General features: G+C 67.0%; 12 protein-coding genes and 1 pseudogene. 1 reads left to right on the forward strand and 12 read right to left on the reverse strand.

What is annotated here, in order from left to right; translation table 11 throughout:
- The 7 genes and pseudogenes from AC559T_RS15395 to AC559T_RS15425 all read right to left on the reverse strand — a co-directional run.
- Positions 1-138 (reverse strand): annotated as a pseudogene (locus AC559T_RS15395) (aromatic ring-hydroxylating dioxygenase subunit alpha); the annotation flags it as partial.
- A 38-nt stretch (positions 139-176) separates the two neighbouring features.
- Entirely contained in the window at positions 177-419 is a 243-nt protein-coding gene (locus AC559T_RS15400) for a lipoyl domain-containing protein (protein ID WP_498869179.1), read from the reverse strand.
- Positions 412-1,407, reverse strand: coding sequence for an alpha-ketoacid dehydrogenase subunit beta (locus tag AC559T_RS15405; protein WP_498869226.1), 996 nt, complete (start codon positions 1,405-1,407; stop codon positions 412-414). The genes AC559T_RS15400 and AC559T_RS15405 overlap by 8 nt, the downstream gene beginning before the upstream one ends.
- Positions 1,408-1,523: 116 nt before the next feature.
- Positions 1,524-2,522, reverse strand: a complete 999-nt coding sequence (locus AC559T_RS15410; RefSeq protein ID WP_498869180.1) for a thiamine pyrophosphate-dependent dehydrogenase E1 component subunit alpha — start codon at positions 2,520-2,522, stop codon at positions 1,524-1,526.
- A gap of 403 nt (positions 2,523-2,925) precedes the next feature.
- On the reverse strand, positions 2,926-3,666 hold the full coding sequence (locus AC559T_RS15415) for an SDR family NAD(P)-dependent oxidoreductase (RefSeq protein ID WP_498869181.1): 741 nt from the start codon (positions 3,664-3,666) through the stop codon (positions 2,926-2,928).
- 217 nt (positions 3,667-3,883) lie between these two features.
- Entirely contained in the window at positions 3,884-4,714 is an 831-nt protein-coding gene (locus AC559T_RS15420) for a TauD/TfdA dioxygenase family protein (protein WP_112105821.1), read from the reverse strand.
- Positions 4,715-4,859: 145 nt separating this feature from the next.
- Positions 4,860-5,759, reverse strand: coding sequence for a beta-keto acid cleavage family enzyme (locus AC559T_RS15425; protein ID WP_112105826.1), 900 nt, complete (start codon positions 5,757-5,759; stop codon positions 4,860-4,862).
- A gap of 930 nt (positions 5,760-6,689) precedes the next feature.
- Here AC559T_RS15425 and AC559T_RS15430 point away from each other — a divergent pair.
- Positions 6,690-7,535, forward strand: a complete 846-nt coding sequence (locus AC559T_RS15430; protein WP_498869182.1) for an SDR family NAD(P)-dependent oxidoreductase — start codon at positions 6,690-6,692, stop codon at positions 7,533-7,535.
- A gap of 222 nt (positions 7,536-7,757) precedes the next feature.
- On the opposite strand, the gene AC559T_RS15435 is transcribed toward AC559T_RS15430, so the two are convergent.
- From AC559T_RS15435 to AC559T_RS15455, 5 genes are all read right to left on the reverse strand, one after another.
- Positions 7,758-9,029, reverse strand: coding sequence for an acyl-CoA dehydrogenase family protein (locus AC559T_RS15435; RefSeq protein WP_498869183.1), 1,272 nt, complete (start codon positions 9,027-9,029; stop codon positions 7,758-7,760).
- Positions 9,026-10,165: an acyl-CoA dehydrogenase family protein gene (locus AC559T_RS15440; RefSeq protein WP_498869184.1), complete on the reverse strand. Its 1,140-nt coding sequence runs from the start codon at positions 10,163-10,165 to the stop codon at positions 9,026-9,028. Before AC559T_RS15440 ends, AC559T_RS15435 begins: the two co-directional genes overlap by 4 nt.
- Before the next feature lie 88 nt (positions 10,166-10,253).
- Positions 10,254-11,078, reverse strand: coding sequence for an SDR family oxidoreductase (locus AC559T_RS15445; RefSeq protein WP_498869185.1), 825 nt, complete (start codon positions 11,076-11,078; stop codon positions 10,254-10,256).
- A 58-nt stretch (positions 11,079-11,136) separates the two neighbouring features.
- Positions 11,137-12,351: a CaiB/BaiF CoA transferase family protein gene (locus AC559T_RS15450; RefSeq protein WP_498869186.1), complete on the reverse strand. Its 1,215-nt coding sequence runs from the start codon at positions 12,349-12,351 to the stop codon at positions 11,137-11,139.
- A complete protein-coding gene (locus AC559T_RS15455) occupies positions 12,348-13,649 on the reverse strand; it encodes an amidohydrolase family protein (protein WP_498869187.1) in 1,302 nt (433 codons plus the stop codon). Before AC559T_RS15455 ends, AC559T_RS15450 begins: the two co-directional genes overlap by 4 nt.
- Positions 13,650-13,686: the final 37 nt, after the last annotated feature.

Genomic DNA, 13,686 nt, shown 5'->3' on the forward strand with positions numbered 1-13,686 from the left:
CCTCGGCCACAGATACTCCTTCTCCAGCTCGTAGAACCCCCGGTCGTAATAACGCTCACGAGGCACATGTAAACGGTCACGCATCGCGAACGGAACATCGCGAGTGGCGACCGGGCGGCGGTCGTCGGTGAGAGCCATCAACATCAACCTCCTGCCACACGGGCTTCCATACGATGTCAGCCCGACGCCTGGATCGTCCCGATCTCGGCACCGATCTCATAGACCGTCTCGATGGCGCCGGTCCAGTGCACCGTGCCGGACGCGCCGGCTTCGACCTCGGTTTCGGCCTTGTCCGTCGCGATGATGAACAACGGGTCGCCCTCAGAGACGCTCGCTCCCTCATCCACGAGAAGCTCGAGCAGCTCCGCCTCCGAGATCGCGACCGATACACGCGGAATACGGATCGCGAAGTCAGCCACAGGCACCGTCCCTGATCGTTTCCGACCGCAGCGTCTGCTGGACCGCCGCGACAATACGTTCGGTGTTCGGGTATATCTGCGATTCCAGTGCCGGCGGGGCCGGATTCGGCACGAACCGGGCACCCACCCGCTCCACCGGCGCCTCAAGAACACCGAAGAGCTCGCGCTGCAGAATCGCGGCGATCTCCGCCCCGGGCCCGGCGAACCGCACCGCGTCATGCACCACCACAGCACGCCTCGTTCGACGCACCGAATCAACCATCGCCGGCACATCGAGCGGAACCAGGGTGCGCAGATCAAGCACCTCGGCGCTGACCCCCTCCGCCTCGAGCACGGCTGCCGCGCCGAGCGACTCGACCACCCCCCGGCCATAGCCGATCAACGTGACATCAGTACCCGGCCGCTTCACGTCCGCCTGACCCAGCGGAATCGAGAATCCCGGATCCACCGGCACCAACCCGCGCTGGCCCTGCAGACGAATCGTCTCCAGGAAGACGCACGGGTCATCATCAAAAATCGCCGACGCGAGAAGACCCTTGGCGTCCCGCGGCGTCGAAGGCACGATCACCTTCAACCCCGGAACATGCATGAACCACGCCTCCAACGACTGCGAGTGCGTCGCCCCGGTCCCCAACCCGCCATAGACCTGTGTCCGGACCGTGATCGGCGCGGTCGTCCGCCCCCCGGTCATGAACCGCAGCTTCGCCGCATGATTGACGATCTGATCGGCGGCGATACCAATAAAATCCATGATCATGATTTCGGCGACCGGGCGGAACCCCTCCATCGCGGCACCGATCGCGGCACCCACGATCGCCGCTTCGGAAATCGGCGTGTCCAGCACCCGATCCGCGCCGTATTTGGTCGACAGCCCCTTGGTCGGCCCGCTGGAGCCGGGATCGGCAATATCCTCCCCCAGCAGGAAGACACGCTCATCACGCGCCAACGCCTGGTCCAAAGCGAGGTTCAACGCCTCGCGCATCGTCATCCGTTGCTCGTCCACGTCCACCTCTATGCAGGTCCAATGATCGAGAAGGCGAACAGTCATCACGAGGCCGGCATTGCCCGGAGCCGCTCTTACCGTGACGCCAGCGGGATATGGGTCTAGGCGGGGCAGTTCCGCGGGTCGGCGTACACGTCACGATCCAGCTCGTCGAGTGCCGCGACCGGCGCCGCCAGGACCGCGGTCAACGCCTCCTCGACCGCCGCGACGGCGGCCGCCTCGATCTCGTCGAGCTCGTTCTCATCGCAGACCCCCGTCTCCAGCAGGCGCGACCGGAACCGCGGGATCGGATCAGCCTCGACAGCGGCGGCCATCCGTTCAGCTGGGATGTACGCCATGGGATCCCCGAAGTAGTGACCACGGAACCGGAACGTCACGCACTCCACCAGCGTCGGGCCCCCTCCGCTCCTCGCCCGCTCCACGGCCTGCGTCAACACGGCAAGGACGGCGAGAGGGTCGTTGCCGTCGACGCGGACACCCGGCATCCCGTACCCGCCCGCCCGGTCCGCGACCTGGGCGATCTTCATCGTGTGCTCAGTTGGCGTCATCTCGCCGTACTGGTTGTTCTGGCACACCAGCACCAACGGCAGATCCCACAGCGCCGCCATGTTCGCCGCCTCGTGAAACGAGCCGGTGTTCGTCGCCCCGTCACCGAAACTCACGGCCGTCACCCGATCCAGGCCCTTGCGCCGCGCCGCCATGGCCATCCCCACCGCGACCGGCGGCCCGGATCCCACAATCCCCGTCGACAACATGACGCCTGAGTCGGGGCGGGCGATGTGCATCGTCCCGCCCTTACCCCGGCCCGATCCCACCTGCCGGCCCAGCATCTCTCCGTAGATCTCCACCAACGGCACACCCTTGCCGATCAGGTCATGCAACCCCCGATAGGTCGTGACCAACTGATCGTCCGGCCGAAGACACACCCCCATCGCCGCGGCAATCGCCTCCTGCCCACGAGGAGGCCAGTACACGCACTGCAGCTCGCCCGACGCGATCCCCTTGCTCAGCCGGTCGTCGGCCGCCTTCATGAGCGTCATCAGCTCGTATAACCGGCGCCGCACCTGTCCCGAGATGCCCGCCGTTCGATCCGTCGTCATGTTCCTCCTCCTGCGACCGGTGCACCACCGCCAGACGGCGACACGCGAAGCGGCTGAGAGGCGGGAGCCTCGTGCATGCCTGTCGGGGTGACGAGCCGCGACATCGGGCATGACCGCACCGCAGCATCCGTGTGGCGATCGCCCCACCATCGGGTGCTCCACCCTCGATCATTCACGTATACAATCATCGACCCGCCGGCGTATACAAGTCCTTCCGGCGAAGCGCTGTCGGGCGACACCGAAGACGCGGAAGACGCGGCAGGAGGCCGTGCCGGATTCAGGTACGACCTCCTTCATGCCTTCTTGTCTGTCATCCACCGGCTGACAGCAGGTCGTTCCGCCGAAGCGTCCGGAAACCCGAACCCTCGAACCGAGAGGAAGACGGAGTCCTCCTCTCGGTTCGCTAGGCCAGTCGCGCCGACCAGCCGCCATCGACTGGAATGACGACTCCGGTCACGAAGGAGGCGCGGTCCGAGGCCAGAAAAGCCGCTACCTCGGCCAGCTCCCGCGGTTGACCGCCCCGTTTGAGTGCAGCCTTCGAACTCATCTCGCGCAGCAACTCAGGCGGCCCTTTCATGATATCGGTGAGCGTAAATCCAGGTGCGATGACGTTTGCCCGGATGCCCATGGGACCGTACTCGACGGCCACCGCCTTGGTGAGGGCATGGGTGCCGGCTTTCGCGGCAGCATACATGATTGACGTCCGGCTCTGGACGTTGACCGCCGAGATCGAGGAGAAGTTGACGATGCTGCCGCCGCCTGAGCGGAGCATCGCTGGAATCGCATGTTCGGTCATAATGAGCACGCCACGCAGATTCACCTTGGTCATCTTCTCGAACTCGGCGACGGCGACGACCTCAGGTGGCCGGGTACCGTGGGTACCGGCCACGTTCAGCACGGCATCGACGCGTCCGAACTCCTTGATAGTGGCCTCGAACATCGCAGCAACGCCCGTCTCGTCGGAGACGTCGCAGTGGAAGGGAAGGACATTTTCGCCGACTTCGGCCGCAGTGTCCTTCTCCGCACCACTTATATCGACGGCCACCACCTTGGCACCCTCCTGAACGAAGAGCTTTGTAGAAGCCTTCGCTATCCCCGATCCAGCGCCGGTTATCACCGCCACCTTCCCGTCAAGCATGCCCATTACTCACCTCCGTAGACCGGTGCATCGGGACCGGCAACCTCGTCACCAGCACACAACGACTCAAGTACGCGGCCATGAACGGCCCGTCGTTCTTCCTGACCCATCATGAACAAAACCTAATTCCCATACCTCGGCGGGCTCACAGGCAGCACCGCTGGCTGGCTGGCACGCGAAACGGGTCGGCGTCGCAGACGCTGGCTAAGCGCTCTGAACGCAGTCAGGCCTTCGGACGGTCGCCAGTGATGGTGATACGGCGCAGGACCCGACGTTCCGCGTAGTCGGCGACCGCACGATGTTGCGTAACCCGCTCTTCCCACACTGCGATCATGTTCGGCTGCCAACGCAGACGGACGTGGAACTCCGGCGTATTGACGTGTTCGTACAGCATCCGCAGGAGCGTCTCGTTCTCCCGCTCACTCATCCCGACGAGCCGCTCCGTATAAACCGAGTTGACGTAGAGAGCCTTCCGCCGAGTCACCGGATCGGTGATCACGACAGGATGCACGTGACTTTCCCCCTGACCGAAGGCGTCGTGGTACCGCGCCACCGCAGCGGTGCTGTGCACAGCCTCCATGCCGTCGAACAGCCGCTGGTATCGGGACGATAAGGCATCGAATGCCGCGGTCATGCTTGCCCACATGGTGTCACCACCGAAGGCCGGGACCTCCACCGAGCATAAGAGTGCGGCTTGGGGGGGCTTCTCCTGGGGACTCCCGTCCGTGTGCCAGTAGCTCGTCCGGAGTCGCACCGCGTCGGCGCCCTCCTCGGTTACGAATTGGCCAGGCCCTTTCCCATAGGGATAGACATATGGCTCACCAAAGACCGAGGAAAACCCCGAGAACTGCTCGCTGCTGATCGCCGTGTCCGAATGGAAGAACAGCACGCCGTGTTCATGCAACGATCGCAGCAGCACCGACGCCACCTCGTCGCCGTGGGCAACGTGGACGTCGACACCGTGGACGATCGCACCGATGTTCCCCGTCACCTTCTCGAATCTGATACTGCCGACTGTCGAGAGTCTCTGCGCCGGCGTAGTTTCTACACCCATGGATACCGACCTCCTTTAACTGACGATGTCAGAACACGCACACCCGTTCGCCAAGCGGACTCTGCTGACGCCGGGGCTCGGAGCGGATACGGCTCGCGCGGTACCCGGCCGCGCCGTGCACGAAACTTGACGACAATGCCGAGGACTAACTCTCGTATCCGGGCAGTCCGAGCATCTCACGGGCCTCGGCCGGTGTGGCGACCTCCCGGCCCATGCTTCGAGCCATCTCGACGACACGCGTGACGAGCTCGGCGTTCGTGGGCATGCCGAGTTCCTGGTATGAATGGTCGGCGACGCCGATGGCGACGTGGCCGCCGGATTCGATCGCGCCTGCGAGCGCCGGAAACGCATTGCCGCCGATCACACTTAGGAACCAGGGCCAGTTCGCCTGAGCCGGAAAGAAGTCGAGGAGCGCGTGCAGCCCCCTGATCGTTGCCGGATGTCCATAACTGACGAACGGGTCCGCGAACAGCGTCAGCTCACAGAACAGCGGCTCCTTGTACAGTCCCATCTCGAGGAACGCCTCGGTGAGCCGAACCCCAGCGATGTTCCATATCATGGATACCGGCTGCACCCCGACAGCGCTCACGGTCTCGCAGACATGCGTGAGCATCTTCGTCGTGTTCAAATAGACTCGATCGTTGCTGATGAACGCTCTGCGCTGCGAGTCGTACCGGTCCAGGTTGGTGGTCAGCATGTCGACTGGGACGCAGTCGGGCCTGGTCGCCGGATCCTTCGCCATCTCGACGATGTGCCCCACACGTTCCTCAGCGGTCGGCAACATGCTCGCGCCCAGCGTCGGAAACGTGATGAGATCACTCTCCTGCTTGATCCGCCGCACCACGTCCGCGTACAGATCCACATCAGCAGACTGCGCACCCGTCTCGGGATCCCGGGCGTGGTAGTGCACGAGTGACGCGCCCTGCTGCCAGCACTCGACTGCCTGGCTAGCGATCTCCTCAGGGCTGTAGGGAACGTGTGGACTGATGTCCCTAGTCGTTCCCTCGTTGATCCGGACCTCGATGATGAGCTTCTGCTTCGTCATACACACCTCACGTTCGCCACGCCGGCTTACGTCGAGTCAGTCGGCCTCGTAGTCGAGGCCGTAGAGGGAGCCCCGGGACCGGGGCAAGCCGCCCACAGGTGGGATCACTCGACCCCTTGGGAGTTGCCGATACGGGACCCTCGATCCACGACCGGCTGATCCGTGGATCTCGGCCCCGACGGGTGACGCGGACGCCGGCCGTGCGGGCGCTCGGCCCTGGCGAGACCGCCGCACCGGTGCGTCCGGCGCGGTACCGACCGGTTGATGCCGAGCTCACGGCGGCTGCTCATAGACCGCCTCACCTTGAGCTTGGGTCATCATCCCGATGTACCTCCTGGGCGACCGACCTTCGGATGAACGGACCTGCGTGCCTGCGACCCCACCCGCCCCCTTGCCAACTGTTGTATACACCTCTCAGGCATGGTTGTATACAAACTGTCCGAGATCCGCAAGAGGTGGGTTTGGTCACCGGACCGTCCGCGGAGCCGGGCATGTCCGTCTGGCTGGCCACGCCAGAGCCAAGATCGACAACAGGGTGGAGGTGGGGCTACATCATCGCGCCAGCGGTCCTCGAGAGATCATCCCCGCGGCGGGGCAGCAATGACCAAGGCGGGGGTTCGGCGAGACGAGGCATGCCTGTTCGCCTGCCGTAACGGTCGACGCTCGACCTTGCCGCCAGTGCGCATAAATTCCTCTCACTCGCCAAGGGCTTGTGATAGTCGAGGAAGGCACTTCGCGCACGATCCAGCCGGGACGGATGTACGTTTTCGTCGGCCTTACGGGCGCAACACCCATGAAAGGCACGAACGCAAGACTGGGGCTGCGGGCCTGCAGAAGAGGGGCCTACCCAGAACACTGGATAAAATGCCGCCGGGGCGCCGCATGAATGTGTGGCCTCCCGGGCCGGCGTGACACAAGAGGCGGGCAGCTATGGACAAGCTAGATGGGCGCGGCGCAGTGGTTGTCGGCGGTGGGAGCGGAATCGGTCGCGGGATTGCTTTAGGTCTCGCCGGTGAGGGAATGCGAGTCGTCGTTGCTGACATCGACTCCGGCAGCGCGGGAGCAGTACGCGACGAGATCGTGCGGCGCGGTGGCGACGCGTACGCTTCACGCGTGGACGCGACCGATCGCGACTCGTTAGCGGAACTCGCGGCCGGCGCAGCACGCGATCTGGGCGGCGTGCATGTGCTCGTGAACACGGTCGGCGTCCACACCAACGCTCCACTCACCACGGCCAGCGAGCAACTGTGGGCGTGGTTCGTCGAGTTCCACCTCATGGCAGCCGTGCGCGTAGTCCAGGCGTTTCTACCGCTTCTACGTGGACACGACGACGAATCGCACATCGTGCTTACATCGTCAATGGCCGGCCTGCTGGCGTTACCCGCGGAGCAGACGGGCGGCACGGACACCGGCGTGTACACCACGTTGAAGCACGCTGTTCTCGGGTACGGCGAGATGCTGCGATACGAGCTCGCGTCCGAAGATATCGGGGTGTCGGTGCTCTGTCCCGGAGCGGTGGCAACCAACTTGGTCTCGACGTCTGCCCGGAACCGCCCGGAGCGGTTCGGTGGACCGGCGCCCGATCCGATGGCGGGTCGTGAGCTGCCGTCGGACCTGCTGCTGAGCATGATGTCGGACGAGGCCGTGGGGCCGATTGTCGTGCGGGGCATCCGTGGTAACCGTACATACATCATCACACATCCGGAGATGGAGGGCATGGTGCGTGCCCGCCACCAGCATCTCCTGGAGGACTTCGCGTTCTTTTCGGCGACGTGACCGCCAGACCTGGTCGGGTGACCTGGGGGAATCGCACCCCAGTAGAATCCATGCACGTGGCGCGTGCTTCCGGGCGCGTCGCGGCAGAGGCGTCGAACCTACTGGGCCCGTGCGGAATTACTTGTAGGCGGCGTGGCGGTTCCGTCAGCCGAGGTGCCGAACCCGAATTTGGAGTCCCATAGGCGTGGAGCGCTTGGCGAACCGCTCCGGCCGGGATTCCGGTCAGGCGCGGTTCGATGCGCTACGTGGTACGTCTCGGAAGGGTCGGTCACGGTCGGGTGTGCGCTCGCGGGGCATGCCGAGCACCCGCTCACTGATCACGTTACGGGCCATCTCCGTGGTGCCGCCGCCGATGCAGGACGTCTGCCGCATCAGGAAGTCATCGCCGCAGTTCGCGGCCGCGCCGTCGTCCGCCGTCCAGGCCGCCCCCGCGGGGCCCGCGATCTCGAACGCGATGGTGGCCTTCCGCGCGGAGGAGACACCCGCGAACAGGCGGGTGATCGCGGCGGACTGTTCGGATATCCGGCCCGCGGCGACACCGCGGCCGATCCGGCGCCGGAGTGTCTGGCCGACGAGCTCGAGCATGTGGGCCTCGCCGAGGAGGTCCCGGACGCAGCGATCGTCGAATCGTCCGGTGTCCCGGGCGACGTTGACGATGGAGGCGGCACCGACCTCGCCGGGCGAGGTTCCCACCGGGATGCTGACGAACGGCGAGTTGAAGAGCATCCGCTCGTGGAACATCCAGCGGGTGCCCACCGTCCAGCCGCCGTCGACGTCACCGATGCGGTCGCTGTCGGGGACCCGGACGTCGGTCAGGAACTCCTGGCAGAACTCGGTCGAGCCGTTCAGCATCTCGATGCGGTGCACCTCGATGCCCGGCTGGTGGATCGGCAGGATGAACACGGTCAGGCCGCGGTGCTTCGGGACGTCCCAGTTCGTCCGGGCCAGACACAGACCCCAGTCGGCGGTCGAGGCGCCGGTCGTCCAGACCTTCGAGCCGTTCAGGATCCAGTCGTCGCCGTCGCGGACGGCGCTGGTGAGGGCGGCCGCGACGTCCGACCCGCCGCTGGGCTCGGACAGCAGCTGCATCCAGATCTCCTCGCCTTTGAGGATGGCGGGGATGTGCCGGCGCTTCTGCTCCTCGGTGCCGAAGTCCAGCAGCACGGCACCGCAGGGTGAGAACGTCGGCGCCTGCAGCCGCGCCGGGTATTCGTAACCCACGATCTCGGCGTTGAACGCGCGCTGGTGGTCCGTCGTCAGGCCCTGCCCGCCGTACTCCCGGGGGAAGCCGATCCCGGCGAGGCCGGCGTCGAAGATCATGCGCTGGAGCTCACGCTCCCGGGCGAGCGCGGCGTGTTCCTCCTGCTCGGTCTGGACCGGTAGCGCGAGGGTGGGCGCGAGTGTCTCGTGCGGCTCCAGTGGGCGGAGGTTCGCGCGGATCCAGGTGCGGGCACGCAGCCGGAAACTGTCGACGTCCTCGATGGCGTCGGTCATACCCGCTCCTTCCGGTTCTCGAGCACGGTGCTGATGCGTTGGCGATGGTCGGCCGGCGTGCCGTACAGGGCCCGGTTCACGGTGACGCGGCGCAGGTAGAGGTGCAGGTCGTGCTCGAAGGTCACGCCGATCCCACCGTGGATCTGCACGCAGTCCTGGACCAGCTCGGAGCCGTAGTCACCGATGAACGCCTTGGCGGCGCTGACCAGCTCCTTCGCGTCGGCCGACCGGTCGTCGACCGCCGCCGCGGCGGCGTCGTTGACGGCGTGGCAGGCTTCCAGCCACGTCTTCTGGTCGGCGAAGCGGTGCTTGAGCTCCTGGTAGGAGGCCAGCGGGCGCCCGAACGAGTAGCGGTCGAACGCCCACTGCAGGGTCATGTCGAAGGCGGTCTGCAGGGCGCCCACCGCCTCGGCGTTGCCTATCACCACGGCGAGCTGGAGCTGGTACTCGAGGAGCTCGTCGGCGTCGCCCGGCTCTCCCACGAGGGCCTCGACCGGGAGCCGGACGCCGTCGAACGTCACCGCCGCGAAACGGCGGGTCAGGTCCGCGGTGCGCATCGGCTCGATCGACACCCCGGCGGTGTCGGTCGGGACGAGGATCTGCGTGAGCCCACCCTCGGCCCGGGCCGTGACCAGGATGTGGTGCGCCTGGCCCGCCGCCTCGACGGGACGCTGGACGCCGTCGAGGACGACCTCGCCGTCGGCGATCCGGCAGCGCGGGCCCGCGGGGCCGCGGCCGTCGGTGTCGACGGCCGGGCCGAAGCACCACGCCGCGACCGATGTGCCGGCCAGCAGCGACTCGAGGACGGGACGGTGCGCCTCGCCACCGAAGGTGCTCAGCGTCCCGGCGACCACGTTGGTCGGGACCAGCGGTCCCGGCGCGGCGTGCACGCCGAACTCATGGGCGATCGTGGTGAGGTCCACCAGCCCCCCGCCGCTGACCGAGCCTCCGCCGTGTTCCTCGCTGACCAGCAGCGACGTCCACCCGAGCTCGGCGCCCTCGCGCCAGTAGTCGGGATCGAAGCCGGCGGGGTGGTTCCGGAGATTCCGGACCTCGCTGATCGGCACCCGACTGGTCAGGAATCTCGCGGTGGTATCCCGAAAGATCTCCTGGTCGGAGCTCAGTTCCAACAGCATGTCGGGTTTTCCTCCAGGTCGCTGACGGCACCGGCGGGGCCGGATCGGCCGGATGCCGGACCGGTGGGACCGGCCGGCCGGACCGGGTCTACCGGCCGAAGAAGTAGTTCACGTTCGCCGTCGCGGCCGGGTAGCTTCCGGTGATGCCGGAGCTGCAGTAGCCCGCGTCGGTGATGACGGTGATGCCGCTGACGGCCGCGGCGGCGTCGCTGCAGAGGAACAGCAGCGGGTAGGCCTGCTCGAGCGGCGTCGCCGCCTCGATGCCGAGCTCGGCCCGGTAGTCGGCGCCGAAGCCGAGCCACATCTCCTTGTTGGCCTGGGCCAGGGGCGTGTCGGTGGGGCCGGGGCAGATGGCGTTGACGCGGATGCCCTGCTTCTGCAGCGTGAACGACTCGCGAGCCACGTAGGCGCAGATCGCCTGCTTGCTCCACGTGTAGTCGGCCTTGCCGTGCTCCTGGACCCACAGCGTCGCCGCGTCGAAGTCGGTGATGTCGAGGAACTCCTTGAGCAGCGGGAGGTTGCCCTCCCAACCGAGGCCGGCCGCCGACGAGATGAAGCCGATGGCCGAACCATGGGGCAGCAGGCCCCCGGCCAGCAGTCGGTCGATCAGATACCGGTGGCCGATGAAGTTGATCCGCTCGATGCCGGGCGTGCCGTCGGCGACACCGGCGGCGGAGAACAGCGCGTGCACCGGCCCGCCGCACTGCTCGACGGCCGCGTCGATCGACGCCGCGTCCGCGAGATTGACGTGGATGGCCTTGGCGCCGGGCAGCGTGACCTCGGCGTAGTCCATGACCACGACCTCGGCGCCGGCGCTCTGCGCCAACTCGGCGGCGGCCGCACCCATGCCGGTCGCCCCGCCGACGACGAGGACCCGTTTCCCGTCGTACCGGAAGGCATCGAACAAGGTCATGTCACTTTCTCCTACCTGTCGAGTCGGATGGTTGGTGTGCGGACGGCCCGGGTGGTCGCTACGCGACGACGCCGCGGACCTTGAGGTCCACGACCGTGTCCCAGTCGAGCCCGAGCTCCGCGAGGATCTCGTCACCGTGCTCGTTGAACTGCGGCGCCCGGCGGGTGGCCGGCGGCCGCTCGTCGAACTGCACCGGCGCGGCGGCCAGCTGGAACTGCACGCCGGCCGCCGTCTCGAGGTCCTGGATGTAGCCGTTCGCGATGGACTGGGGGTCGACCGCGACCTCCTGCGTGTCCTGCACGACCGCCCACTGGCCGACGAAGTCGGCCAGCCGCGACCGCCACTCCTCGAGCGTGCGCTCCGCGAAGGCCCCGCGCAGCAGGGCGATCGCCTCGGTGCTGTTGTCCCGCAGCGCCGTGTGGTCGGCGAACCGGGGGTCGACCGCCAGCTCCGGGCGCCCGATCACCTCGCACATCGGCGGCCAGTACCGGCCCGCCTGCAGGCAGGAGAACGCCAGCCAGCGCCCGTCCTTGGTGAGGTAGTTGCCGACGAGCGGGTTGGCCATCGCGTTCAGTGGCAGCGGCTCCCACGGCATGTTCAGCACCAGCGAGAGCCCGAGCGCCTGGCCCATGGCCCACAGGCCGGTGCCGAGCAGGGACACGTCCACGATGCTGGCGACACCGGTCCGCTCCCGGTGGAACAGAGCGCCCATGATGCCGCCGGCGATCGTCATCGCGCCGATCGAGTCCCCGAAGCCCGGGGCCGGCGGGCTCGGCACATGGCCGTACTCCGGACGGGTCAGACCCGACGCGATCCCGGCGCGAGCCCAGAACGCGAGCGAGTCGTAGGACCCCCGGTCGGCGTCGGGGCCCCGCTCGCCCTGGCCGGTGCCGCGCACGTAGATGATGCGCGGGTTGTGCTCGCGGATCGACTCGACGTCGATCCTCAGCTTCGCCCGCACCTTCGGCAGCTTGTTGGTGAGGAACACGTCGGACGTCGCGGCCAGCCGGTAGAGCAGGTCGCGGCCCTCGTCGGACGTGAGGTCGAGGCCCAGGCTGCGCTTCCCGCGGTTGGAGTGCTCCAGCAGCACGTGGACGTCCGCCGGCACTGCGGCCACCCCGGCCGAGGCGAGCCCGCGCATGGCGTCGCCGCGCTCGACGTGCTCGATCTTGATGACCTCCGCGCCCCAGTCGGCCAGCAGGGCCGAGGCCGCCGGCACGAAGGTGTGCTCGGCGACCTCGAGGACGCGGACGCCCTCCATGACACCGGTCATCGAACCGCGCTCACGTCCTGGAGCCCGTCGGCCTCCACCCGGCCCACTCCGGCGGCCTCGTTGCGCCGGCGCCATTCCGCCCGCGACATCCGCGTCACGTCCACGTCGGCCGCCTGCGCGCGCAGCGCCCCCACCGTCGCCTGCTCCTTCGGGACGTGGCTGAACGGGTCCCAGTTGAAGAAGCGGGCGCTGTTCTCCCAGGTGATCTGATGGATCTCGGCATCCGGGACGCCGGCGGCCTGCAGCTCGTTCCACACGAACTCCGGCGACTCCGGCCAGGTCGTGTCGGTGTGCGGGTAGTCGCACTCCCAGGCGATCACGTCGACGCCGATGTCGTGCCGCATCTTGAGGCCGGCGGGGTCGGTGATGAAACAGGCCAGGAAATGCTCGCGGAAGACCTCGGAGGGAAGCTTCCCGCCGAAGTCACCGTCGATCCACGTCTGGTTCTGGAAATGCCGGTCGATACGGTCGAGATAGAACGGGATCCAGCCGATGCCACCCTCGGAGAGAGCGACCCGCAGCTTCGGGAAGCGGCGCAGCGTGGGACCGAACAGCAGGTCCTGCGCGGTGAGCATCGTCAGCTGCGACGGTATCACGATCGAATGGTCCACGGGCGCCTCGGGAGCCAGCTGCACGATGTCCCAGGCGCCGCCGATGTGCAGGCAGAGCACCATGTCCTCGTCGACGATCGCCTTCAGCATCGGATCCCAGTAGCCCGACAGGAAGCTCGGCCAGCCCTGCCCGTGCGGCGCCTCCAGGAAACTGATCGCGCGGCACCCCTTCCGAGCGATTCTCCGGACCTCCGCGACCGCCAGGTCGACGTCCCACATGGGGACGATTCCCAGCGGGATGAACCGGCCGGGGTAGGTGGCGCACCACTCGTCGATGTGCCAGTCGTTGTACGCCTGGAGCATGATGTAGGAAATCTGCTTGTCGGCGGCCTCACTGAAGGTCCGGGCGTTGAAGCCGGCCATCGTCGGGAAGCACATCGAGGCCAGCACGCCGTTCACGTTCATGTCACGGACGCGCTCGTGGACGTCGAAGCAGCCCGGCCGCATCTCGGACATCGAGCCGGGATGGAATCCCCACTCCTCCCGGGGCCAGCCGACGGTCGCCGCCATGCCGAACGGCGTCGCGGTCGCCTGGCCCTGGAACACCCAGAGATCCGCGCCTTCCGAACCGCGCACGACCTTCGGCGCCTGGTCCAGCCACTTCGCCGGAACATGCCGCTTGTACATGTCCGGGGGCTCGATCGAATGATCGTCAATGCTGATCAGGATCATGTCCGACTGCTGCATTTTTCCCTCTCCCCTGCTGCGGCGGCGAAACGGTACG

It is taken from the genome of Frankia sp. Hr75.2 (genome assembly GCF_949319125.1).
Classification (GTDB): Bacteria; Actinomycetota; Actinomycetes; order Frankiales; family Frankiaceae; genus Parafrankia; species Parafrankia soli.

Excerpts from the sequence above, each read along its gene's own strand:
- AC559T_RS15405 (WP_498869226.1), bottom strand. The coding sequence starts at position 1,407 with ATGACGATGCGCGAGGCGTTGAACCTCGCTTTGGACCAGGCGTTGGCG.
- AC559T_RS15410 (WP_498869180.1), bottom strand. The coding sequence starts at position 2,522 with ATGACGACGGATCGAACGGCGGGCATCTCGGGACAGGTGCGGCGCCGG.
- AC559T_RS15415 (WP_498869181.1), bottom strand. The coding sequence starts at position 3,666 with ATGGGCATGCTTGACGGGAAGGTGGCGGTGATAACCGGCGCTGGATCG.
- AC559T_RS15420 (WP_112105821.1), bottom strand. The coding sequence starts at position 4,714 with ATGGGTGTAGAAACTACGCCGGCGCAGAGACTCTCGACAGTCGGCAGT.
- AC559T_RS15425 (WP_112105826.1), bottom strand. The coding sequence starts at position 5,759 with ATGACGAAGCAGAAGCTCATCATCGAGGTCCGGATCAACGAGGGAACG.
- AC559T_RS15430 (WP_498869182.1), top strand. The coding sequence starts at position 6,690 with ATGGACAAGCTAGATGGGCGCGGCGCAGTGGTTGTCGGCGGTGGGAGC.
- AC559T_RS15435 (WP_498869183.1), bottom strand. The coding sequence starts at position 9,029 with ATGACCGACGCCATCGAGGACGTCGACAGTTTCCGGCTGCGTGCCCGC.
- AC559T_RS15440 (WP_498869184.1), bottom strand. The coding sequence starts at position 10,165 with ATGCTGTTGGAACTGAGCTCCGACCAGGAGATCTTTCGGGATACCACC.
- AC559T_RS15445 (WP_498869185.1), bottom strand. The coding sequence starts at position 11,078 with ATGACCTTGTTCGATGCCTTCCGGTACGACGGGAAACGGGTCCTCGTC.
- AC559T_RS15450 (WP_498869186.1), bottom strand. The coding sequence starts at position 12,351 with ATGACCGGTGTCATGGAGGGCGTCCGCGTCCTCGAGGTCGCCGAGCAC.
- AC559T_RS15455 (WP_498869187.1), bottom strand. The coding sequence starts at position 13,649 with ATGCAGCAGTCGGACATGATCCTGATCAGCATTGACGATCATTCGATC.